This is a genomic window from Desulfobulbaceae bacterium DB1 (genome assembly GCA_001914235.1).
Classification (GTDB): Bacteria; Desulfobacterota; Desulfobulbia; order Desulfobulbales; family SURF-16; genus DB1.
In genome coordinates this window covers 207,903-230,033 of sequence record MQUF01000002.1, presented here as the reverse complement: position 1 = coordinate 230,033, position 22,131 = coordinate 207,903, and the positions used below count along the sequence as shown (strand labels likewise).

The 22,131-nt window shown below is 53.1% G+C and carries 22 protein-coding genes; 12 read left to right on the top strand and 10 right to left on the bottom strand.

Going from position 1 to position 22,131, the window contains the following annotated elements:
* Positions 1-69 precede the first annotated feature (69 nt).
* The 3 genes from BM485_01870 to BM485_01860 all read left to right on the top strand — a co-directional run bounded on the left by BM485_01870 (position 70) and on the right by BM485_01860 (position 4,078).
* The gene (locus BM485_01870) at positions 70-1,461 is read left to right on the top strand and encodes a hypothetical protein (protein OKY76928.1); all 1,392 of its coding nucleotides are present in this window, start codon (positions 70-72) and stop codon (positions 1,459-1,461) included.
* 138 nt (positions 1,462-1,599) lie between these two features.
* The gene (locus BM485_01865) at positions 1,600-1,785 is read left to right on the top strand and encodes a hypothetical protein (protein ID OKY76837.1); all 186 of its coding nucleotides are present in this window, start codon (positions 1,600-1,602) and stop codon (positions 1,783-1,785) included.
* Between the two features lie 13 nt (positions 1,786-1,798).
* A complete protein-coding gene (locus BM485_01860) occupies positions 1,799-4,078 on the top strand; it encodes a hypothetical protein (GenBank protein ID OKY76836.1) in 2,280 nt (759 codons plus the stop codon).
* Positions 4,079-4,187: 109 nt separating this feature from the next.
* Here the strand turns inward: BM485_01860 and BM485_01855 are convergent, their stop codons facing one another.
* The 4 genes from BM485_01855 to BM485_01840 form a co-directional block, all read right to left on the bottom strand.
* Complete coding sequence (locus BM485_01855; GenBank protein ID OKY76835.1) at positions 4,188-4,922, bottom strand: hypothetical protein; 735 nt, start codon at positions 4,920-4,922, stop codon at positions 4,188-4,190.
* Positions 4,923-4,941: 19 nt separating this feature from the next.
* Positions 4,942-5,259, bottom strand: coding sequence for a hypothetical protein (locus BM485_01850; protein ID OKY76927.1), 318 nt, complete (start codon positions 5,257-5,259; stop codon positions 4,942-4,944).
* 295 nt (positions 5,260-5,554) lie between these two features.
* Entirely contained in the window at positions 5,555-5,779 is a 225-nt protein-coding gene (locus tag BM485_01845; GenBank protein OKY76834.1) for a hypothetical protein, read from the bottom strand.
* Positions 5,780-5,790: 11 nt separating this feature from the next.
* The gene (locus BM485_01840; GenBank protein ID OKY76833.1) at positions 5,791-6,276 is read right to left on the bottom strand and encodes a hypothetical protein; all 486 of its coding nucleotides are present in this window, start codon (positions 6,274-6,276) and stop codon (positions 5,791-5,793) included.
* A 488-nt stretch (positions 6,277-6,764) separates the two neighbouring features.
* Here BM485_01840 and BM485_01835 point away from each other — a divergent pair, with 488 nt between their 5' ends.
* Positions 6,765-7,052 carry a hypothetical protein gene (locus BM485_01835; GenBank protein ID OKY76832.1) on the top strand — a complete coding sequence of 96 codons (288 nt, stop codon included), beginning with the start codon at positions 6,765-6,767 and terminating at the stop codon, positions 7,050-7,052.
* Between the two features lie 12 nt (positions 7,053-7,064).
* Here the strand turns inward: BM485_01835 and BM485_01830 are convergent, their stop codons facing one another.
* From BM485_01830 to BM485_01815, 4 genes are all read right to left on the bottom strand, one after another.
* Positions 7,065-9,383 carry an endopeptidase La gene (locus tag BM485_01830; protein OKY76831.1) on the bottom strand — a complete coding sequence of 773 codons (2,319 nt, stop codon included), beginning with the start codon at positions 9,381-9,383 and terminating at the stop codon, positions 7,065-7,067.
* A gap of 48 nt (positions 9,384-9,431) precedes the next feature.
* A complete protein-coding gene (locus BM485_01825) occupies positions 9,432-9,833 on the bottom strand; it encodes a hypothetical protein (GenBank protein ID OKY76830.1) in 402 nt (133 codons plus the stop codon).
* A gap of 156 nt (positions 9,834-9,989) precedes the next feature.
* Positions 9,990-11,363 (bottom strand): Fis family transcriptional regulator, encoded by a 1,374-nt coding sequence (locus tag BM485_01820; protein ID OKY76829.1) that lies wholly within the window; start codon positions 11,361-11,363, stop codon positions 9,990-9,992.
* Positions 11,360-12,802 (bottom strand): hypothetical protein, encoded by a 1,443-nt coding sequence (locus BM485_01815; protein OKY76828.1) that lies wholly within the window; start codon positions 12,800-12,802, stop codon positions 11,360-11,362. The genes BM485_01820 and BM485_01815 overlap by 4 nt, the downstream gene beginning before the upstream one ends.
* Before the next feature lie 335 nt (positions 12,803-13,137).
* Here BM485_01815 and BM485_01810 point away from each other — a divergent pair, with 335 nt between their 5' ends.
* The 8 genes from BM485_01810 (at position 13,138) to BM485_01775 (ending at position 19,301) form a co-directional block, all read left to right on the top strand.
* A complete protein-coding gene (locus BM485_01810; GenBank protein ID OKY76827.1) occupies positions 13,138-13,611 on the top strand; it encodes a hypothetical protein in 474 nt (157 codons plus the stop codon).
* Positions 13,612-13,673: 62 nt separating this feature from the next.
* Positions 13,674-13,907, top strand: a complete 234-nt coding sequence (locus BM485_01805) for a hypothetical protein (GenBank protein OKY76826.1) — start codon at positions 13,674-13,676, stop codon at positions 13,905-13,907.
* Between the two features lie 286 nt (positions 13,908-14,193).
* Entirely contained in the window at positions 14,194-15,315 is a 1,122-nt protein-coding gene (locus BM485_01800) for a hypothetical protein (protein ID OKY76926.1), read from the top strand.
* Positions 15,308-16,165, top strand: a complete 858-nt coding sequence (locus BM485_01795; protein OKY76825.1) for a hypothetical protein — start codon at positions 15,308-15,310, stop codon at positions 16,163-16,165. Before BM485_01800 ends, BM485_01795 begins: the two co-directional genes overlap by 8 nt.
* A 273-nt stretch (positions 16,166-16,438) precedes the next feature.
* Entirely contained in the window at positions 16,439-16,693 is a 255-nt protein-coding gene (locus tag BM485_01790) for a hypothetical protein (protein ID OKY76824.1), read from the top strand.
* A gap of 23 nt (positions 16,694-16,716) precedes the next feature.
* Positions 16,717-16,914 carry a hypothetical protein gene (locus BM485_01785; GenBank protein ID OKY76823.1) on the top strand — a complete coding sequence of 66 codons (198 nt, stop codon included), beginning with the start codon at positions 16,717-16,719 and terminating at the stop codon, positions 16,912-16,914.
* Positions 16,915-17,154: 240 nt separating this feature from the next.
* Positions 17,155-17,448, top strand: coding sequence for a hypothetical protein (locus BM485_01780; GenBank protein ID OKY76822.1), 294 nt, complete (start codon positions 17,155-17,157; stop codon positions 17,446-17,448).
* Between the two features lie 446 nt (positions 17,449-17,894).
* Positions 17,895-19,301, top strand: a complete 1,407-nt coding sequence (locus BM485_01775) for a sodium:proton antiporter (protein OKY76821.1) — start codon at positions 17,895-17,897, stop codon at positions 19,299-19,301.
* Between the two features lie 126 nt (positions 19,302-19,427).
* Here BM485_01775 and BM485_01770 read toward each other — a convergent pair whose 3' ends face one another.
* Positions 19,428-19,823, bottom strand: coding sequence for a hypothetical protein (locus BM485_01770; GenBank protein OKY76820.1), 396 nt, complete (start codon positions 19,821-19,823; stop codon positions 19,428-19,430).
* Positions 19,824-19,864: 41 nt separating this feature from the next.
* A complete protein-coding gene (locus BM485_01765) occupies positions 19,865-21,670 on the bottom strand; it encodes a hypothetical protein (protein ID OKY76819.1) in 1,806 nt (601 codons plus the stop codon).
* Positions 21,671-22,131 lie beyond the last annotated feature (461 nt).

The window sequence follows — 22,131 nt, the reverse complement described above, 5'->3', positions numbered from 1 at the left end:
GGGACGACATGTCGTACAAATTGTTCATTCTACATGCAGAAAAATGATGAGTTCGTTATGGCCCCTCTAATGCTTTATCCCTTCAAACGACAGACGAAATCGCTGCTGCTGCTTATCGGTGAAGAAAAGAATTTTTGCCGTGCTTTGCAGCACGACCTCCAGGAAGCGGATTTTCTCGTCAGAAAAATCATTTCCGGCGAGGAACAGCAGGATTTTGCGGAAATTCCCCAGGTTGACGCAGTTGTTATCTGTTCCTCGCTCCGTGATCCGCTCGACGGAATCCATTATCTGGAGCTGTTGAAATCCTTCAGACGGGAAGTTCCCATCTTTCTTGTTGCCCAATACGGTTCGGAAGAAAAGGCGGTCGCGGCCCTCCGTTTCGGCGCCACTGATTATTTTTCCGGTTCCCGTCCCTCAGAGGAGCTGGTCCGCAGCATCAAACATCATCTGCATGATGTTGCCTCGGCTTTCGATGTTGCTTCTGCCGAGAAAAGCAAAGTACGGATCGATGAACCTGATTTTGTCGGCGTCAGCCGTGAAATGGAGGGCGTCCGGCAGTATCTTCTCAAAGTGGCGGCTCGGGACAGCACCGTGCTTCTGACCGGAGAAACGGGCACCGGCAAGGAGCTTGCCGCCGATTTCATCCACTGGCACAGCAAACGGCGCAAAAGACCCCTGATTCGCATTAATTCTTCCGCCATGCCGGAACAGTTGGTGGAAAGCGAACTCTTCGGTTACGAAAAAGGCGCCTTTACCGGGGCGGTGACCGCCAAGGCAGGGAAATTCGAGCAGGCAAACGGCGGAATTCTTTTTCTCGATGAAATAGGGGAGATGTCGTCCTTTGCCCAGGCAAAAATTCTGCGTATCCTGGAAAACAGGCGGGTACATCGACTCGGCGGCAGTACCGCGATCGATATTGATGTGCGGGTTATTGCCGCCACCAACCAGAACCTGGAGGATCTGGTCGAGCGCGGACTTTTTCGCAAAGACCTTTTTTTCCGGCTGAATGTGGCCCGGGTGCATCTGCCTCCCCTGCGTGAACGGCGGGAGGACATCCCTGTTCTGTTGTCACGATTTGTTAAGGAATTTAACGCATTGTTCGGGATGCAGCTGAACGGGTTTACGGAGAAGGCCTGGTTTTCCCTGCTGAAATATGATTGGCCCGGCAATATCCGCGAATTGAAAAACATCCTGGAAGCCACCTATATCAACGGCCCGATCGGCACCATCACCTTTGACAGTCTGCCCCGGCCTTTTCGGGAAATATTTTCCATCGGCGGGTTCAAGCCCAAGAGCGAACGGGATCAGGTGCTGTCCGCGCTCTTTGCCGCCAACTGGAATAAAAGCAAGGCTGCCGAAAATCTCAATTGGTCGCGCATGACCCTTTACCGCAAAATGGCCAAGCATCAGATTGTTCAGCACCGCAGTGTGCGGACCCGGCTGGTGGATATCCGGCAGTAATTTTTTGCGCGCTCATGGTTTTTTCCGGCAAACCGGCGGAAGCCAGGCCGCACCAGTGCAATCCTATCTGAAATTCAGGAGACGTTTCGAAGGTCTCTTTCTCCCCGGCTCGTTCCGGCAGGCGGCGCCTTTCCAGGCATGCCGCCGGCCATGGTATTTGCAGCGGAGCCTCTTGTGAAATGTCAAAGAATGTCCAGCGAGGTTCAGGCGAAACATGAAGGCGTTTTTTTTCCTGTGAGAGCGGCATATTTTGCGGGAGAAAGAAGCAAAACAGTATCAATGGAGCCGGGAAAAGCATTTTTACTGACACGATCAGGCAGCTGACAGGGAGGATGAAATGACCAGGCAAAGTCTCAAGCAGCAGGCGGCTGAAAAGCGTATTATTTCCTTGCAGTCCGGCAACCGGATATTCTGGAATGACGCGGGAACCGTTCCCGAGTTCATCATGGGCAGCCTTTCAGCGCCTTCCTCGGAAGGGGTGGAGAATATCGTTTTACGCTTTCTGGCCGATAACCGGGATCTTTTTGCCGTCGATGAAACGTTGAATGAACGGCTTGAAGTCACCTCGGTGGAAGAGGATGCCCAGGGAGGGCACCGACATGTCTGTCTCGCGCAGTTTGTCGGTAATATTGCGGTGCATGAAGGGTCCATCCAGGTTCATATTGACGGCAAGGGGGTGGTGATCGCCTACAAGGACAACCGGCTGGCATCGGCGAATGTGGACTTGAACCCGCGGGTCAGCGGGGCTGAGGCCGTAAGCCGGGCCATGGCAGATATGGATCCGGTCAAAGGCGAAAAAAGAGAAATCGAACTCTGTCTTTACCGTGACAGGAACAAGAACGTTCATCTCGCCTGGCATATCGGCATCGAGGTCGCCGTTGAGCATGGTTTGCGTCATTATTTCCTGGATGCATCCGACAACGCTCTGCTCTATAAATTTTCCGAAAGCAGGGGAGTCATGGCTCGTCGCACCTTTACCGCGGGAAACCAGCAGATTCTGCCCGGCACTCTCGTGCTTGAAAACGAACAGAGCTCAAGCGACCCGGTGGTGCAGGCCGCCCATGACAATGCTCGGGAGGTGTACAATTATTATCACGGCACCTTTGGTCGTGACAGCTTTGACAACAAGGGAGCGCCACTGGTGTCCACCGTCCATTTCGGTCAGGCCTATAATAATGCCTACTGGAACAGTTACCGGAAGCAGATGGTTTACGGCGATGGGGACGGCAACCGTTGGCTGCCGCTGGCCTATGCCCTTGATATCGTTGGTCATGAATTCACCCATGCCGTCACCTCGAATACCGCTCGTTTCGTTTATGCCGAGCAGTCCGGTGCGCTGGACGAGGCGTTTGCCGATTTTTTCGGGGTGATGATCACCAATGACGGCGAGATTAGCGACTGGCAGATGGGAGAGGGTGTGTATACCCCTTTCCGCAGCGGGGACGCCCTGCGCGATCTGTCCGATCCTTCCCGCTTCGGACTGCCCGACCACATGGATGATTTCATCCACCTGCGGCCGGGTGAGCAGCCTGATGCGGATAAAAACGACATGGGCTGGCTTCATTATAACTGCGGTATCCCCAGTAAGGCTGCCTATCTTGCCGTTGCCGGGGGAGAGCATCACGGCATTCGGGTCGAGGGTCTCGGCCGCCGGAAAGTGGAGCAGATTTTTTATCTGGCCATGACCGAGTATCTGCGCAGTTCCACCTTGAGCCGCTGGACCTTTGAGCAGGCGCGCTTTGCCTTGCTGAACGCCTGCCGTCAGTTGTTCGGCGATCAGGGCAAGGAATATGCGGCAATCAAGAACGCCTGGGCCGCGGTCGGGGTTGGTGAGCCGGCCTCCGGCTTCACCCTGGTCGAAAACGAGGTGAGCCCTTCGCTTTCCATTCCGGATAATGATCCCCATGGCGTTGCAAGTTCCATTGGGGTTGATGTTGACGGGATTGTTCGCGAGATAAAGGTCTTTGTCATGATTAATCATTCCTATATCAACGATTTGCGGGTCAGACTGGTGTCACCGGCCGGAGAAGAGGTGGTGCTTCATGACCGGACCGGCGGCGCCGCGGATGACATTATTGAGGAATACAGCCTGATTGGAACCCCGGAGCTTGGTCGCTTTGTCGGTGGTTCGGTGCAGGGGGAATGGCGGATGATCGTTTCCGATCATGCCGCTGCCGATAGCGGCACACTGGTCAGCTGGGGGCTGAATATGGCGGTGGAAAAGCGTGTCCGGCAGTCGCTTTTGCTGGAGAGCGCGGCTGAATTGCCGATTCCGGACAACAATCCGGCCGGAATTTTCGATATTCTGACCATCGAGGAGTCTGGTCGGATCCTGCATCTTGACGTGACGGTTGACATCTCCCATAGCTGGATCGGTGATCTGCTCGTTATCCTGGTCAGCCCGTCAGGCGATGAAATCATCCTGCACAATCGTACCGGGGCAAGCCGGCGTGATATCAAAAAAACGTACGGCACCGGCACCGAGGAATCACTCAGGCCGTTGATCGGGAAAGAACTGCGCGGACAATGGATGTTGAAGGTTGCTGATCTGGCCGGGGCGGATACCGGCATTTTCCATCATTGGCGGATGGAGGCGGCCTATACGGCAGCGGGGTGATGGGAATGAACCGCGGAGTTCGCAGAGATCACAGAGCGAATACCCTTTTAAGATGTTTCTCTGTGATCTCCGTGCCTGCCGTGGGCGGCGTTTAAACAACAAACTGTTTTCAGCTTGCTTTCTGCAGGGCAAAGAACCTGTCTAAAAGTCTGCGGAAGTTGCTCAGTGAATTGAGGTGGCTGTAAACCCAGGCCAATTCCCCTTTTTTGAAAAAATCCATGGCTTTTTCCTGATCCAGATCCAACAGCTTCTGTTCGTTGATCATGTACAAGCCGGTAAGGCGAAAACTTTTGCCGTTTTCCTTGCTGCCGAATTCCGCCTTCATTTCCTGGAGAAGGTCGCAACCCGCCAAGCGCGTGGTGAAATCGTTGGTGTGCTGCATCCGCACATGGTAGTCCTGGATGAGGTTGGTCATATTCTGCAGCACCGGTGCGGGACTGCCGTCTTCATTGAAAAGGGGTTCGCCCTTTTCCGCGTCAAATCCCTTGTATGATTGATCGATGCAGATGTTCAGCTTGTCGGGTTCGTTGCTGGTGGACGGCACAAAAGGATAGCGGCGCACATAGGCCGGGATATAGTTTGCGGTCCATTGTCCCTTGGCGTCGACGAACAGATTCTGCTCGTTCTGCAATCCGACGATGACGGTGGGGATGAATTGTCCCTGGCTGTTTTTGATGAAGGTGATGGGGTATTCTTTCGATGACTCGATGAACTCCACCCCGGCTATCGGAATTGAATTGGTTGCAGCGGCAAAGGAATAATCCGTCACCGGGGTAAATTTGGTGTTTTTGTGTTTTGTGATGTCAAGTCTGACAATTGAATCGTAAAACATCATCTGAGTCATGTTCTCTCCTTGAAAACAACTACTTGGCTAATGATTGAATATAGAGTTCGAGGGATTGCATGGCAACGGTCCCTTCGTTGATCCCTTCGCCCTGCATGGGGCCTTTGATGCACTTGTTGATGATTTCCGCCAGGTGCTGATCGGCGCCCGCTTTTTCCAGCCCCTTGCCGTCTGCATGGCAGGAGTTGCAGCTTTTGTCGTTCTTCGAGGCGCCAAGTCCGGGATTGTTAAAAAGCTGTTTTCCCAACTCCAGGGAAGATTCTTCCGCCTGGGCGGCAAGGGAAAAACAGAGTGCGACGAGCGACAGGGTCAGCAGGGCGGACATTTTTTTCATGATAGCTCCTTGTCTCGATTGCATGGGAAGGCTCCGGCGGACGGAACGACGCCGACAGAGCCGATGAAATGAGATGTTCCGATTTCGGCGAAACTGAAAAAAACTTGTTTTTAAGTATATGGTAAAAGAAGGGAAAAAGGCAAAGTCATTTGTTGAAAATTGCGGAAAAGAACAACTTTTGTTTCGATACAAACGTGAAACGGAATATCTGGGCGGAGAGGGGGGGAGTCGTTGGAGGGGAGACGGCGGAATTTCGCCATCTCCCCCTGATACCGGCATCACAATGAAAACAAATATGCTACTGAATGCGTTTGACGGTGCAGCAATTCGACTCCTGGCAGTCAATCAGCCCGTCGCCGTCGTTATCGAAACCGTCGCCGCAATCCTCCGGAACGTCGGAATCCGGTTCGGAATAAGTGCCGATGTCTCCATCCCGCACCGCAATGACGTAAAAGGGGCTTGATTTCGACAACTGTCCCTGGTAGCCGGTGGAGCAATTGAAAAACCAGGAATAAACGGGCACTCCATTTTCATTCAGGTAAATCCCCCCCCCTCGTCCGACACCCAGTAGATAACCGGCAGCAGGTTTTTGAACGGGAATGTGTTGATCAACCCATACTCGCCGTTTTCTCCCGGCGCGGCAGCTGAATAATTGCCCAGTTGCCGGTGAAAGAGGTAGGCGAGTTCGCTGAAATCTTCCTGTCCCTCCAGGGTAACAGGGTCAATGGTCAGTTCGAGACCGACGAAACCGCGGGCCTCTTCCCAGCTGGTTTGCGGTGCGGCAGGCAGCCGCCAGTCGTCGTAAATCATGCCGTCGTATTTCACCGACAAATTTTCCGCACAGGCCAGGGCGGTCAGGTAGTCGACCGGGCCGTACGCCGCTTCATACCAGGTAATATTTCTTTCCGAGTCATAAACGAGATTCGGGCCCCGACGGATAAGTTCGGCCTGGGCGCTGCCGCCGGAAGCAAACAGGACGATCCCTGTTGCAAGCAAAGCGCTTATTGCTTTTTTGTTCATTTTGTTCACCTCATTGTAAATAGTATTATTTAACTACCGGTTTTTTCAGGGTGTGAAGTCGGCAACGGAGAGCCGCGTGTAATTTGAGCAAATATCATGCCTTGATTTAGGTAAGATTCATTCTGTCATAATGCTCGAGATATCGGCCTGTTGGCAGCTGAATGACACAATGTAGCGGCGAGGGTAAGGTCGACAGGTCACCAGAATCCAGCACGTGGAGTGAACAGTATCTGGGGATGGGAAAGGAATTTGATTGATGGTGACGCGAAATGATAATTTCACTCTAATTATTCACTCTCATCAATTGACTTGAGTTGGAGGAAGAAATACCGTATTTTAAAGTTTAGTGCCATGGCTCATCTGTCGCTGAACAAGCTGTTTCCGGTTCCCGCAAGCAACACGCCGACTTAATCCGGTTGTCGGGTTTTTAGCAGCGGGGAAGCGATTTATGCGAGTCCGCCAAAGTTGAGGAGATTTTATAATCACATATGCGATGCGCAACCTGTCACAATAAAATTGAAACGGATAAGAAGATATATTTCCGCGATGAATGTCCCCATTGCGGCGCTGATCTGCACATCTGCAAGAATTGTTTTTTTTATGATCTCAATGCGGAAAATGATTGTCGGGAGTCGAGCGCCGAGCTGGTGATCGACAAGGACCTGGCGAATTTTTGCGAGTATTTTCGTCCGGCGGATGACGATCAAGCAGGGGGGGCTGGTGGTGCGGATGACGTAAAAAAACAGCTTGAGGCCCTGTTTAAAAGGAAAATGTAAGCAGACGTTTTTTTAGATTGCATGCAAAATCGCCTCGTTGATTACATCCTCGATGCGGTCGACAAAGATGAATTCCATTTCTTTCCGGACATGATCCGGCAGGTCGCGCAGATCTTTTTCGTTTTCCCTGGGCAGGATGACGCGCAAGATTTTTGCTCTTCGTGCGGCAAGCACCTTTTCCTTGATGCCTCCCACCGGCAGAACCAGGCCGCACAGGGTGATTTCTCCGGTCATGGCCGTGTCGTGCCTGATCGGAATTCCACTGTAAAGCGAGGCCAGGGCAACCGCCATGGTCACTCCAGCCGAGGGGCCGTCCTTGGGGATTGCCCCGGCCGGCACATGGATGTGAACCGCGCCTTGTTTCTTTTTGATGCCGATTTCTTCGCCGTGGGCCAATACATAGCTGTTGGCTGTTGTGGCTGATTCCTTCATCACCTCGCCGAGATGTCCTGTCAAGGTGAACTTTTCTCCATCCGGCAGTTGGATCGCCTCAATGTAAAGCACGTCGCCGCCCGACTCGGTCCAGGCAAGACCGGTAGCCACACCGGGGGGCAGCTGCCGGCGCAATTTTTCCAGGAAGAAACGTTCCGGTCCCAGCATCTGCGGCAGATCATCCGGTCCGACAATAAAAGGTTCGTCATGCCCTTCGGCAAAGTGAATCGCCGCCTTGCGGGCCAGCCGTCCCAGCATCCGTTCAAGTTCACGTACCCCCGCTTCACGGGTATAACGCTGAATGACCGCAATCAGGGTGTCGTCATTGACAAAAAATTGGTCTTTTTTGAGTCCCGCCTCTTGCCGTTGCCTGGGGAAAAGATAGTGGTGGGCGATTTCCATTTTTTCTTCGTCGCTGTAGCCGGAGAGCCGCAGTGTTTCCATGCGGTCGAGCAACGGTTTCGGAACCGTGTCCAGGGAATTTGCCGTGGTGATGAAAAAAACCTTGGAAAGATCAAATGGCAGCTCCAGATAATTGTCCCGGAAGGCGCAGTTTTGGGCCGGATCAAGAATTTCCATCAGGGCCGCGGCGGGGTCTCCCCGGAAATCGCGGCCGAGTTTATCAATCTCGTCAAGCATGATGAGCGGGTTGGCGGACCCCGAACGGCGCACCGCCTCGATGATCCGGCCGGGCATCGCCCCGATATAGGTGCGACGATGGCCGCGCAGCTCCGCTTCATCATGCATGCCGCCCAAACTGAAACGTTCAAATTTTCTGCCCAGGGCGCGGGCAATGGATTGACCCAGTGATGTTTTTCCCACCCCCGGCGGCCCGACAAAACAGAGGATGGGCGCCTTGGCCGACGGATTGAGTTTCATAACGGCAAGCTGTTCAATAATGCGTTCTTTGACCTCCTGAAGGCCGAAATGGTCTTCATCGAGCACTTGTCGGGCATTGGCGAGGCTGAGGTTGTCAGTGGTTGTCTTGCGCCAGGGCAGTTCCAGCACCAGTTCAAGATGGGCACGGGCGACCTGGTATTCGGGGGAGGAGTTGGGAATCTGTTGCAGGCGGGACAGTTCGCGCCGGACTTCGTCCTGGATGGTGTCGGGTAATTTCGCTTCTTCCAGCTTTTTTCGCAGATCGGCAAGTTCCGCTTCTGCCGGGCTTTTTTCCCCCAGTTCCTGTTGAATGGCCTGCAGCTGCTGCCGCAGAATGTATTTTTTCTGCTCCCTGGTCATTTCCGACTGGGCTTCATCGGCTATTTTCTTGCGAATTCGCAGGATCTGGATTTCATGATGCAGGTGGCCGCGGAGGATAGTCATGGCCGCGACGGAACCGGGAGCCTCGAGCAGGTTTTGGGCCTTTGTCACGTCCAGGGAAAGCAGTTGCCCCAGCGGATAGACTAGTTTCATGAAGTCTTCCCCCGGAACGACAAACCGGGGCACGTTCAGCTCGACCTCCGGATGGCCCAGGGAAAAATATTTGGCGGTGAGATCCAGAATCTCGCGTTGCAGGGCCTCTGCCTCGACACCCTGGTCAACCGGCATGGGCATCGCCCTGAAACGGGCCTTGAGGAATGATTTTGCCGGTTCGATTTCCGCCACCTGGATTCGTTCCGTGCCCTGGATGACGATCTGGGTCATGGATTCGAAACGGCCGATCAACTGGATGACCGTTGCCGAGCCGATGTGGTAAAGGTCGTCGATTTTCGGGTCTTCGACGGTTGGATCCTTCTGGGCGAGAACCGCCACCATCTTGTTGCCGCTCGCCAGGGCCTCTTCGACCGCGGCCAGGGAGGCCGGACGATTGATTGAAATCGGCAGGGCGACATGGGGGAAGACAACGGAGCTTTTCAGGGGGAGTATCGGCAGGGTGTAGGTGCGGGTCGAATTGATCATGGAAAGGGATGTCGTCAAATGGGTTGACGGAAAAATGAAGTCCGTGATTTATGCTCCGCCGAGCCTTCGTATCTGGGTTTCCATTTCCTTGATCTTCTGACCGCAGGACTGCATGCGTTTTGTCAGGGTGTTGAGGATGAGCCGCAACCAGGGCGGGATCTCGTCCATCTCGTCTTTCACCCTGTCGTAATTCAAGATATACATTTCCACCCGGGTCTTGGCGGTTATGGTTGCGGTGCGCGGGGAACCGGAAAGGAAGGATATCTCTCCCAGTATTTCCGGGGGGGTGATGTGCGTAACCACCACTTTTTGCTGATCGTCCGTGAATGAGACCTCTATCGTGCCTTCGGAAAGAACGTAAAGATCCCTGTTCTGTTCCCCTTCCCGGATGATGATCTCGCCGGGCTGATAAATCCTGCTTTGCTTGAAAAAATCATAAATGGTTGTCATGGCAACATCCTCTCCAGGGAAATTTCATTGCTGTTGCTTCAATGATGCTTCATTCCGGGAAGGATTGTCAAGAAAAGGGTTCGGGGAGAGTTGCGGGAAAGGGGAGATCCCTTGAAATGAAGGGTGCGGCGCGGTCGATTACGCCGGAGTGGGGACTTAGCCCTCATCCTCCTCCAAACCGTATTTTTTCAGCTTGCGCCAAAGGGAAACGCGGTCGATGCCGAGCATTTTGGCGGCCACGGTCTTGTTGCCCGCCGTTTCCTGCAACACCCAGCGGATATAGGATTGTTCCTGCTCCTCCAGGGTAGGGATGTCGCCGCCCTCTTTTCTGCGAAAGGTTTTCAGCGCCATGCCGCGCAGATCCTCCGGCAGGTGGGAGGCCTGGATAACGGGTTCGTTGGTCAAGGCCACACCTCGTTCAATGATGTTTTCCAGTTCGCGGATATTGCCCGGGAAATCATATTTCATCAGAATGTCCAGCACCTCCCTGGACACGCTTTCGACGTTCTTGCCGGTCAAGGTGGAATATTTTTTCAGAAAGTGGCTGACCAGCAGGGGAATGTCGTCTTTCCTGTCCACCAGGGGAGGGAGGGTAAGGGAGACGACATTGATCCTGAAATAAAGGTCATGGCGGAAATGGCCGGCATGCACCTCTTCCTGCAGGTTTCGATTGGTGGCGGAGATAAAGCGGACGTTGATTTTGACCGGCGTGGTGGAGCCGACGCGCAGAACCTCTTTTTCCTGCAGGACCCGCAACAGTTTCACCTGCATGGTGAGTGACATCTCCGTCACCTCATCAAGAAAAAGGGTGCCGCCGTTCGCCATTTCGATCAGCCCTTTTTTCAATGAATTCGCGCCGGTAAATGCCCCTTTTTCGTGGCCGAAAAGCTCGTTGGTCAGCAGTTCTTCGCTGAAGGCGCCGCAGTTGATCGACAACAGCGGCTCGTTTTTCCGGTGGCTGGCTGAATGGATAAGTCGGGCGATGAGCTCCTTGCCTGTGCCCGACTCGCCGCAGATCACCACGTTGCTGTCCGTTCCGGCAACCTGTTCCGCGGTGCGGAGCAACTTCAGCATCTGCGGATTGTTGGCGACCAGGCGGTTTTCACCCTGAAAGACCTTGAGATGTTCCCGCAGCTTCCTGTTTTCCTGCTTCAATCCGGATTTTTCCAGGGCCTCATGCACGACCTTGCGGACCTCGTCAAGTTTGTAGGGCTTGGCGATATAATGAAATGCTCCTGCCTTCATGGCCTCGATGGCCGTATCCACCGTGGCATAGCCGGTGATCATCAAAACCTCGATGTCGGGGTGGGTTTCCTTGGCCTTGGCCAGGACTTCCATGCCGTCGACTTTCTCCATCCGCAGATCGGTGATGACCAGGTCGTATTCGTGCTTGTCCAGCAAGCGGAGGGCATCGGGCCCTTTTGTGCAGCCGGTAACGTCATAGCCTTCTTTTTTCAGGATATAGACCAGGTTGGTCAGGGCGACTTCCTCGTCATCAACCACCAGAAGCCGTTTTGGTTCTTGGTTCATCTTTCTTCTCCGTTGCTTTCATCCTTGAGCCAGATGATAAACGCTGCTCCCGCACCCGGACTGCTTTCAATCCTCAATTCTCCGCCATGGGACTCAATAATGTCATGGACAACATAAAGTCCGAGGCCGGAACCCTTTCCCACATCCTTGGTGGTGAAAAAAGGTTCTAGGATTTTTTCCCGCATATCCTCGGGGATACCCGGTCCGTCGTCCTCCACCATGATTTCAACCACATTGCCGTTTTCGGATTGTGATTTCTGGGCGGTCAGCCAGATATGACCCGAGTTTTCCAGGGCATCGCTTGCGTTTTTTATGAGATTCAGAAAAACCTGCTGCATCCGCTGTTTGTCGACATTGACCGTGATGTCGTCAGGAATATCAATGACAATTTCCACGCCTTTGCCGACCTGACTTTTGATCAGGCGCATGGTTTCATCCATGAGCAGCCTGAGATTGATGTTTTCCTTGTGAAATTCCTTTACCCTGGAAAATTCCAGCAGCGTGCGAACGATGTCCCGGGCCTTGTCGGTCTGGGCGTCGATCTGCCGCAGGAGGTTTTTCTTGAAGTCCAGATCCCCCTCCTCGATCTCTTCGCTCAGGATCTGGGCGGAGGTGGAGATGTTGGACAAGGGGTTGTTCAGTTCATGCGCCACACCGGCCAACAGGGTCCCGAGGGCGGCCAGTTTTTCCGACTGAACGAGCTGGCGCTGGCGAATCTGCAATTCCCTGTTCATCCGCTGAAAGGCGCGCAGCAGCACGCTGATTTCTTCTTCCGCATTCGTGTATGGCGGGTCAATCATTTCGCCCTGGGAGATTTTTCTGGTGTAGCCCTCCAGCAGTCGCAGGGATGTGACCAGCTTTTTGCCCAGAATGATTGCCATGATGGTGGCCAGGGCGATTGAGCCGATGGCGGAAAAAACCTGAATGGAACGGGTTGTCTGCAACAGGTTTCGGATGGAAGCCCGTTCGCCCAGGACGGTCTGCTCGGCAAAATCGGTCAGTTTCTTGCCGTTGAGTCGTACCACGTCCTGCAGCGAGTTGTACAGTTTCCCGTCCTGGGTCTGCGAGTCTAACCTTTCCAGGTTCACCAGGCCATCCTTGTAGCATGCCAGAGCGCGGAATATGGAGTGCACCTGGGAGGCGGGGGCGAGACGGTTCAGTTCCGCGTCATGAGAGTGCAGTTGATCCTGAAGGGTTTGCCAGTAATAGAGGGCATCCTCAAAATCTTTCTTCTGCCGGTAGAGAAAGTAGTTCTTTTCATAGCGACGCAGTTCCAGGGTCGTCCTGAGGATATCGTCGATGATCTCAACCACCGCGACCTTGTGTTCCACCTGCAGCACTATCTGGTACATCATGAACGCGGTGAAGCTGACGAGAAACAGGATCAGGCCCGACCCGTACACAACCTTTCGTCTGATGCTCAACACCGCAGTCTGCATTTTTTTCTCGCGTATATTTTTACTTTGTTTTGCCTATAATACACCATTTGTTGCGATACGCAACGTTATGTTCGTTTTCGCAACATTTTTTGTTTTCTTTTATGAAATCGGATTGTTGCGGGGGAGAGGTGGAAGCCGCGTTGCAAAAGGCAACGTTTATGGTTTTGGGAGAAATAGAGATAACTCACTGAAAATAAACGATTTTATGTGTTGGCATGGCTGTTGCTTATATGCCGCATCAAACGCGCGTAACCGGAAGAACATATTCAAGCGTAAAAAATTTATTTGAGAGAGATGCAAAAATGGCAAACATCTTCAAGGTATTGCAGGATTCCATGGCTGCTGCCGCCTTTGCCGAAGCAAACGAGCCGGAAAGCGCACGGGAATTTCTCCGGGCCGGAAAGAATGCCCATAAAAAAATTCTGCTCGGCACGGATGAAATACAGCTGACGCCCAAAGCCGTTACCTATGCGTTGAGCATGTGCGAACGCCTGGGAACAGGGCTGGAAATCATCCAGGTGTTTCCTGCCGCAACCCTGCAGGACCTGGCCGTAGCCCATGATGATGATTCCCTGAGTTTGCAGGAAATGAAGCAGGGGTTTGCCAAACGGGGAATTCTTTATGAATTCTTTTTCGGTAAATCAAGCCTTGACGAGGAAATTATCCGGCATACCGCAACACGGCGGGACATCATGCTCTTTATTTTCAAGATGTCCGAACGGAAGGAAAATCTGCGGAAAACGGAAAAGGATCTTGTCAGGCGGTTTCAATGCCCGGTGGTGATCCTGGAAGATCCGTTACCGGCATAAATCGTTGTAACACGAGCACCATAAGGTCATAACTTTTAAGAAACTGAGGAGAGTTGAGAGAAATGCAAAACAAAAAGTCACATAAACCCATTTTACCGACCATAATTCTTGGAGCGATATCGCTGACGGCCTATATCCTGGTTTTCAGAAATGAAAAGCTGGTAATGGATACCTTTACCATGGGAGGCTGGTACACGGCGTTTCCGCTTTTGACCGCGTTGTTCTTTTCCTTTGTCCACGGCGCCTTTGCCAGCAATCTGCTGAGCTCCCTGGGTCTGGAAGCAAAGAAACACTGATTTTCCGCACTGACTTACGAAGTCATTACTTTTGAGGAGAGCAATAAATACAATGAAAAAATTACTGATTATACTGTTTACAACCCTTTTCATGCTGCCGCTGGGATCCGCGGTTTTTGCCGCCGGCGGCGCGGGCCCTTCCAAGGATCTGCTCAAGGGTGTGTTCCTCCAGGTCGACGACGTCAATCATACCGCCCTTTTTAAGCGTGACGGAACGGACCAGACGATGACTCTTGTCCTGCAACCTGAAATGAAGGCAAAGGACCTGCCGCTTGATGAGAAATTCATGGTTAATCTTGACAAACATGCCGGTGAAGGCGTTGTCAAGGACGTCTCCCGCATGTTTCTTGACATGACGCCGAAAAATCTTCTGGCGCTGATCGCGGTCGGTCTGATCGGCGGCCTGCTGAGCGGCTTTATCGGTTCCGGCGGCGCCTTTGTTCTCACTCCGGCCATGATGAGCCTTGGCGTGCCGGGCGCTGTCGCTGTTGCCAGCAACATGTGCCACAAGTTCCCCAAGGCCATGGTGGGCACCTATAAACGCTGGAAATACGGCCAGGTTGATCTGAAGCTTGCCTTCACCATGGCTGTTACCGCCATTATCGGCGTGCAGATCGGCATCAAGGTGCAGAAGGCCATTCTCCATGCCTGGGGTAATGCCGGATCAAACCTCTACGTCAGCGCGGTTTTCGTCGTCGTCCTGGTGGTGGTCGGCGGTTACGTTGCCTATGACGCCATGAAGCTTGCCAAGGGCAAGGACGGCGATGAAAGTGGTCATCAGACCTCAAAGCTTGCCCTGCGTCTGCAGAAAATCAACCTGCCGCCGATGATGCATTTCAAGGTGGCCAAGGTGCGGATTTCCGCCTGGATTACCATTCCGGTCGGTTTGTGCACCGGTTTGCTCGCTGCCACAATCGCCGTCGGCGGCTTTGTCGGCGTGCCCGGCATGATCTATGTCATCGGTGCCTCCGCCATGGTGGCCAGTGCAACCGAGCTCGGTATCGCCTTTGTCATGGGCGCCTGGGGTTCCTTGCAGTGGGGTCTTTCCGGCTTGATCGACATCCGGCTTTCCCTGCTGCTTCTTTCCGCATCGCTGATCGGCGTGCAGCTTGGAGCGCTCGGTACCACCTATGTCAAGGACTACATCATCAAGATCGTCATGGCTTCGGTCATGCTGATTGTTGCCGTCAGCCGCGGCGTGCTCGTTCCCGGGTATCTGGCTGATGTCGGTATGCGCGCCCCGCTTGATCCCGCCATGGCGAGGTTCTTGGAGCAGGTCAGCTTCTGGTCGCTGCTTGCTGCTTTGTTGTCATCCGGCCTTATCATCACCGCCGCCATGATCAGCGGCATGAGCAAGGCGAAAAAGGACGAATTGGAGCTTGCACGACAAGAGGTACATAATGGCTAAATACAGGAAGATACTTGTTGCCTATGACGGCTCTGACTCTTCCCGGAACACCCTGCGCCAGGCCTGCCGCCTGGCGCGGCTGGACAGAAGCTGGATTAAGGTTCTTGCAGTAGTACCTTCCTATAGCGGCGATCTTGAACTGATCGGCGTGAGTAATATAAAAGAAACCATGCTGGGGCCCGGCCAGAAGCTGCTGGCCGAGGCCAAGGAGATTGCCGCGGATGAGGATGTTCATATCCTCACCAATCTGGAACAGGGTGAACCGTACGAGAGGATCGTCACCGTGGCCGAAGACGAAGGATGCGACCTCATTGTCATGGGGCGCAGGGGACGAAGCCACATCGAGCGGGATCTGATCGGCGGCGTTACCGCACGGGTCATCGGGCATACCCCGAAAGATGTTCTGGTTATTCCGAGTCAGTCACGTATCAGTTGGGAAAAAATTCTGCTGGCTACGGACGGTTCGTCATACAGTGCGGCGGCGGAAGATCTGGCGTTCGCCTTGGCCAAGGAAAGGAACTCGGTGCTTTGCGCGGTTTCTGTGGCGTATACCAATGACGAGTTTTCCGCCCTGGCTCCGGAAGCAGCCAAGGAACTTGCCGACAAGGCGGCTGAGCGGCTGGCCGAGATCAAAAAACGCGGTGAAGTCGAAGGCGTGCCCGTCACGACCTACGTAAAAGAAGGTGAGCCTTTTGAGGCCATAACCCAGGTGGCCCTTGATACACAAGCCACCGTCATCGTCATGGGATCACACGGTCGGAAAGGGTTGACCCGGTTGCTCATGGGCAGTGTCACCGAACATGTCGTCGGTCTGTCCCCCTGTCCCGTGCTGGTCAGTCATCTGAAATAAAGTGACCGTCTTTTGAAAAGAGATTATTGAAGTTTCCCAGGACTCCCACCCTGGGGAAGTACCTCTAACCCTAAGAGGCCCAGGGGGGCTGCCGATTCGGCAGCCCCCCTTTTTGTTTGCCCGGCATGGCGACTGCCTCTTTCCGCTACACCATTGTTGTGTCACCCTGCCACAGAACTGCGGCGGTTGAACACTGTGTATACGATGTGTAACCTGACAAATTGTCGCACCCTGCATGCTCGCGCGGCATTTGCAATTATCCGGAAGGAATCAATGCTGGTGATTTCTCTGCAACTCCTGGGGGAAAAGATAAGGATGATGGGATTTGCGAGGAGTAATATCCTGTTTTTTCAGCAAGTTACCCGCACCATTTTTTGGCCGGTGAACGCGGAAGTCAGTTGCGGACCTTTCGAGTCAGGCAGATTGAAAAATCTTTATCATCGAGCCCGAGAAACATCAGCTTTTCCACAACCCTTGGCACGACTGGTGCTGTTCACTAATACAGATGAAAGGTCGACAATCCGATAAAAGGAGGATCGCCATGAAATCAAGTGCAAAAACCGCAGCAAACGCAATCCGCGCGCAGCAAAAAAACGTCCGGCGGCATGGCCGAAGCCGTGGGAAAGTTTCTCGTGTTTCACCACTCCACAAACGGCACAGGGCAGCAGCCTTGGTCTGATCGGCTCCAGCCGCGACACGTCGCCATCGGCGTGACCACGGCTGGATTTCACTGGTTTCCGGTTTTATAATCACGATAATGACACGTTGATATTCAAGTGTGAAAAAATATGGGTAAGTGCCTGACGTCAGAGTGTAGCGACTAGCTGTATAATTTTACAAGAATGTGACTTTCATTGGTTCAAAATGACAATTGATAACATGATGTAATATCTGGAAGTTATCGTAAAATTATTAGTCAGATCCGTACCCGCAGAAAAGAGTATGCAGATGGGAGAACGATCATGACTTCAGAAATATCAAGTAAGAGAATGGTCATTTTTTTCTTGAGCATGTCGGCAATCGGGGGGATGTTCGGCTGGATTTTTGCTATGCTGGTCAGCGGTCTTGCCGCAGCAAACTGGCAGGTCTCTGAAATGATCCGACATTTTTTTTCCACCATGGGCTACCTCAGGGAATACGAGAATTTGCGCGAGATTCTCGTTGTTTTTTATTCCCATATCAGGGAGCATGAGTACCTCATCGTCGCTGTCGCCTTTGTTGCCGTTTTGCCGATTTATTCTAAATATCTGAATTCGAAAGAGGTTCCTGCCGCAGAGGAATAACCGTCCACCCAATATACGTGCATATGCCGCACTCCTTTTCTTTTTGCGAGGTGCGGCATATGCCGATGGATCGGGGCTTGCCGTATTCGGTGAGCCCCCTTTTTGTTTGCTGTGTCGGTGAATTTGTGTAAAGATTTTTCGTATTATCGTTGGTATCATGTACAATAGTGTATTGCAGAAAGAGCTTAATTTGAAATCAGCGGTCAGCCGGTCGTATCTGTTCCGCTTTCGCCATGAAGCAATGGGAATCGGGGAAGGGGGAAGCCGCAAGGCATGAACCCATCTTTTTCCATGAGTGCCTGTTGTTTCAAGTCTTTGTTGGATAATATCTCGTTTTTATAGTTTCTGTTGTTCCGGCGGAACACCGCGGGGATGAGGGCTTTTTTACTTGATTTAACGAAGGAGGGAGGGAAACGGTGTCAAAAACTGCGTATATTCTAACACTGATGGCCGGTCTGGCGGCAGGATTGCCGGGTGTCGTTCTGGCCGCGGCCGGGGGTGGTCATGTTGAAAGCCTTAATCTCACGGCGCACTGGGTGGGGTATGCCGCCTTGTTCATTTTCGTCTTGGCATACGGACTCGTCATGGGCGAGGAGTTTACCCACCTGCGTAAATCAAAGCCGGTTCTGCTTGCCGCCGGACTCATCTGGGGTATGATCGCTTATGTCTATGCCGGACAGGGGATGAACCACGCGGCGGAAGTTGCCGTTCGCCACAATATCCTTGAATACGCCGAACTCCTTCTCTTTTTGCTGGTTGCCATGACCTACATCAATGCCATGGAGGAACGGCTGGTCTTTGAAACGCTGCGGGTCAAGCTGGTCTGCGCCGGATTTTCCTTCCGCAAGCTCTTCTGGATCACCGGCGTGCTTGCCTTTTTCATCTCACCCATCGCCGACAACCTGACCACCGCCCTTCTCATGTGCGCCGTGGTCCTGGCCATCGGCAAGGACAACGCCAAATTCGTCGGACTTGCCTGTATCAATATTGTTGTCGCCGCCAATGCCGGCGGCGCCTTCAGTCCGTTCGGCGACATCACCACCCTGATGGTCTGGCAGAAGGGGATTGTCGATTTCTGGACCTTTTTCAACCTCTTTATTCCCTCGGTGGTCAACTGGCTGGTGCCGGCCGTTTTCATGGTATTCGCCGTGCCGAAAGTGAATCCTACCGCGTGCCAGGTGGATATCAAGATGAAGCGGGGCGGTTTCGTTGTCGTCGGCCTGTTCATCCTCACCATCTGCACGGCGGTAAGTTTTCATAATTTTCTTCATCTGCCCCCCATGCTCGGCATGATGACCGGACTCGCCTATCTGAAATTTTATGGTTTTTATCTCAAGAAAACACACAAAAAAGCGGGAGAATCCCCGAAAAGAAGACGAGGCGAGGTGGATGAGCAGCTCGGCGATACGGTGGCCTTTGATATTTTTCGCAGCATTGCCCGGTCCGAGTGGGACACCCTCATGTTTTTTTACGGGGTTATTCTCTGTGTCGGCGGCCTTGGCTTCATCGGTTACCTGGCCATGGCCTCGCATACCATGTACACCGGCTGGGGGGCAACTTACGCCAATATCATGGTCGGCATTCTTTCCGCTGTCGTCGACAATATTCCGGTGATGTTCGCGGTGCTCACCATGAATCCGGAGATGAGCCAAGGGCAATGGCTGCTGGTGACACTTACCGCCGGTGTCGGCGGCAGCATGCTTTCCATCGGTTCGGCCGCCGGGGTCGGCCTCATGGGTCAGGCGCGCGGCATGTACACCTTTTTCGGACATCTGAAATGGACGCCGGTCATTGCCCTGGGCTATGCGGCCGGCATCTTCGTTCATTTTATCATCAATGCCGACTTGTTTTGATCCACTCTTGTCGCCGGCGTGAAACCGGGGTTGCGGAAAAACCCGCAACCCCGGTTTTTTTACGTGCCCTTTTTCTCAACCTTGATCATTGACGGCTGCCAATGCGCAAACGGGCAAGTCCCTTTGTTAGAGGCAGACCTTGTTTTTGATGCATCCCGGATCAGCACAGTCAATCATGCCGTCACCGTCGTTATCAATGCCGTCGGAGCAGGTTGTTGTTTTCCCTTCGGCACCGCATGGCAGGATGCCGGCGCAATCACTATCCGCGCAGTCCGTCGATCCGTCCGCGTCGTCATCAAGACCATCGCTGCAGATCGTTTCCGTTTGAGGAGAACCCTGACAGTCAGGGTCCGCCAGGTCAATCAGTCCGTCCAGATCATTATCCAGCCCATCATCGCATATTTCCGGCACGGGACATACGGCCGCGCAATCGGCATCGGCGCAGTCGGTCAGTCCGTCACCGTCATTGTCCACGCCATCGTCGCATGTTTCCAGGACCCGGTCATACATGGGGTCGATCATGCCGTTTGCGTCCAGGTCGGGGTAGTCAAGCGCGGCATAACTCAGATACTTATTTCCGGGAGTGACGTTGCCGTTGTATTCTTCACTGGTATAATGGCAGGCAAAACATGCCTCGGCCGTATACCCGTATTGCTGGTAATGGCGTGGCTCATGGTGATAAATGATGCGACTTCCCCGAAAAATGAGGAATTCTGGTCCATGTTCACCGGTACCCACATGCCGAAGAAATTTCCTGACCACATGAAGGAACCTGCCTGTTCGATATCCGTCTCAGGAGGAAAGTAGCCCATGTCAAGAGCCATGCGTCCCATGCCGTTGTTAATTGCCTTTGCCACGCCGGGATAGGTTGCGGCGCTTTGCGGACCAGGTACGGGATTGCCGATGACATTTCCTGCTTGTTCAAGATAAACGACTCTGTTGAACTGCAGCATCATCGGGAAATTGTTGAGCATGATGGCCATGTCCGGCCTGGCGCCGAAGTAATCGGTCGGTGTCGGATAGGCTGCGGAAACAAATCCCAATTGCAAAAATTTCGCCCAGTTTTGTTCGAAAAAATATTTCATGGAACTTGGCCATGTGCCATTGACCTGATCAAAATTTGGATCTGATTGCGGGCCAGGCAGCCAGGCGGCGTCAAAAAGCATGCCGCTGACAAAAGGCTTGAACGAAAAGAGTCGGGAATTGCCTCCCGCGCTTCGTCTGTCTGCATAAGCCCCGAAAGGCTGGGCCAGCATGGACGCGCCGCCGTTAAACCATCGTATTTCCGGCCGGCCATTTGTTTCCGGATGATATTCCGTATAGGCATCCCAGAATCCGGGGTATTCCATTCCCTGGGTTGTGGGCGGCGTCGTATCCCACGCCCCGGTGGCAGGATTGAGTGTATATGGAGCCCAGCCGCGGCGGAAAATGTTGCGGGGGGTGACTTCCATCTGGTGAATGTGGCAGGTTTCACAAGTCACATTGGCGACATGCTTGTTCAGATCTGCCGCGAAGTTCAAGCTGTGAGGCGTGGTGGCGCTGTGACAGTTGGTGCAGGCGACTTCGACGGATGGCAGGTCATTGGCCATGCCGTCTGTCACATAGTTGCCCCTGGCAATTTTATGTTGGCTTACCTGATGGCATGTGGTGCAGAGAAGCGCCTTGTTTGCATGAACATCGGTAGCCGGCGTGTAGGGAGTAGCCCGCTTGTAACCACTCAGGCCATGTTCATGACAACGCAGACAGGCCTCGACGGTAACCGGCTTGCCGACGGACTGAGCGGTTTTCAGGGAACGGTCCTGGGTCCAGATCTTGCTGCCGTCGGCAAGCGTCGTGACATGGCGCTCCTGGATATCGTTATTTTCGCCATACAGGTCAATATTTTCCTGATGGGTCCATTCATCGCCGTAAACCAGGGCATGACAGCGCAGGCAGTCAAGATCCGGTAATGCCTCGGTCGGGGTCATGTACTGCATCGGCGGTTTATAGGCTATATGGCAGTTGCCGCAGCCATCGTCCCGGGTGGTGATTCCATCTTCAGGCGAAACAGCGGTGCCGGCCCAGTTATTTGCCATGAGTGTGGTGCCGGGCAGGCCGCAGGCCCGGTCAAGCATGCCGTGGCTGCCCCCTCCCGGATAATCCATGGTCGGATTGGCAGTCCTGGCGGAAAAATGTACCGAGGTGAAGATTTCGTCGGCAATGGAAGCGGGATGACATGCCAGACATGTCTCAGGCCCGGAATATTGCTGGATTTTATCCCCGTGGGGAAGTGGTGGCGGTGGTACGGGTTTCGCCGCTTGGGCATGGCTTGAAAAGAGAAACAGCATACAGGCGGAAGTCAGCAAAATATTTTTTTTCTTCATTTTCACTCAACCCTCCTAAGGTTGTGATTGTGGCGCAAAGATCCAGCAGTCTGCGGAACAGACCACTTGAGTGAATCACTTGCGAAGGTCCATTCGTAATCATTTTTCCCATACGGACAAAGACTGTTTTTCAGCCCTGAATCATACGAGTTTTTGGTTTAGCTGCAACGGCGTTTGCCGTTACAAAAACGTGGACACTTGCTTCCCGGGAAGTGAAAAAAATATATGCAGCTGACATATAGCAGGCTGTATTGAGTAAGTTGGGTGCCATAACTATTGAAAATAATAGGTAATATTGAAGATAACTACCCAATGTGGCATTGGGTATGAATTGTCAATTTGCGTGATAGGCCCTAGAGGAATGAGGAGTCATTCATTTCGGAAAATATGGGAAATCTGAATTGTAATTTGATTCCGTAATGAGAATGTTAATGATACGTTTTCGGAACTGACTCCGCACTCACCAG

What these genes read in the sequence shown, in the direction of transcription:
- BM485_01870 (OKY76928.1), top strand. Translation starts at nt 70, where the DNA reads ATGCTTTATCCCTTCAAACGACAGACGAAATCGCTGCTGCTGCTTATC.
- BM485_01865 (OKY76837.1), top strand. Translation starts at nt 1,600, where the DNA reads ATGCCGCCGGCCATGGTATTTGCAGCGGAGCCTCTTGTGAAATGTCAA.
- BM485_01860 (OKY76836.1), top strand. Translation starts at nt 1,799, where the DNA reads ATGACCAGGCAAAGTCTCAAGCAGCAGGCGGCTGAAAAGCGTATTATT.
- BM485_01855 (OKY76835.1), bottom strand. Translation starts at nt 4,922, where the DNA reads ATGACTCAGATGATGTTTTACGATTCAATTGTCAGACTTGACATCACA.
- BM485_01840 (OKY76833.1), bottom strand. Translation starts at nt 6,276, where the DNA reads ATGAACAAAAAAGCAATAAGCGCTTTGCTTGCAACAGGGATCGTCCTG.
- BM485_01835 (OKY76832.1), top strand. Translation starts at nt 6,765, where the DNA reads ATGCGATGCGCAACCTGTCACAATAAAATTGAAACGGATAAGAAGATA.
- BM485_01830 (OKY76831.1), bottom strand. Translation starts at nt 9,383, where the DNA reads ATGATCAATTCGACCCGCACCTACACCCTGCCGATACTCCCCCTGAAA.
- BM485_01825 (OKY76830.1), bottom strand. Translation starts at nt 9,833, where the DNA reads ATGACAACCATTTATGATTTTTTCAAGCAAAGCAGGATTTATCAGCCC.
- BM485_01820 (OKY76829.1), bottom strand. Translation starts at nt 11,363, where the DNA reads ATGAACCAAGAACCAAAACGGCTTCTGGTGGTTGATGACGAGGAAGTC.
- BM485_01815 (OKY76828.1), bottom strand. Translation starts at nt 12,802, where the DNA reads ATGCAGACTGCGGTGTTGAGCATCAGACGAAAGGTTGTGTACGGGTCG.
- BM485_01810 (OKY76827.1), top strand. Translation starts at nt 13,138, where the DNA reads ATGGCTGCTGCCGCCTTTGCCGAAGCAAACGAGCCGGAAAGCGCACGG.
- BM485_01805 (OKY76826.1), top strand. Translation starts at nt 13,674, where the DNA reads ATGCAAAACAAAAAGTCACATAAACCCATTTTACCGACCATAATTCTT.
- BM485_01800 (OKY76926.1), top strand. Translation starts at nt 14,194, where the DNA reads ATGGTTAATCTTGACAAACATGCCGGTGAAGGCGTTGTCAAGGACGTC.
- BM485_01795 (OKY76825.1), top strand. Translation starts at nt 15,308, where the DNA reads ATGGCTAAATACAGGAAGATACTTGTTGCCTATGACGGCTCTGACTCT.
- BM485_01790 (OKY76824.1), top strand. Translation starts at nt 16,439, where the DNA reads ATGCTGGTGATTTCTCTGCAACTCCTGGGGGAAAAGATAAGGATGATG.
- BM485_01780 (OKY76822.1), top strand. Translation starts at nt 17,155, where the DNA reads ATGGTCATTTTTTTCTTGAGCATGTCGGCAATCGGGGGGATGTTCGGC.
- BM485_01775 (OKY76821.1), top strand. Translation starts at nt 17,895, where the DNA reads ATGGCCGGTCTGGCGGCAGGATTGCCGGGTGTCGTTCTGGCCGCGGCC.
- BM485_01770 (OKY76820.1), bottom strand. Translation starts at nt 19,823, where the DNA reads ATGATCGACCCCATGTATGACCGGGTCCTGGAAACATGCGACGATGGC.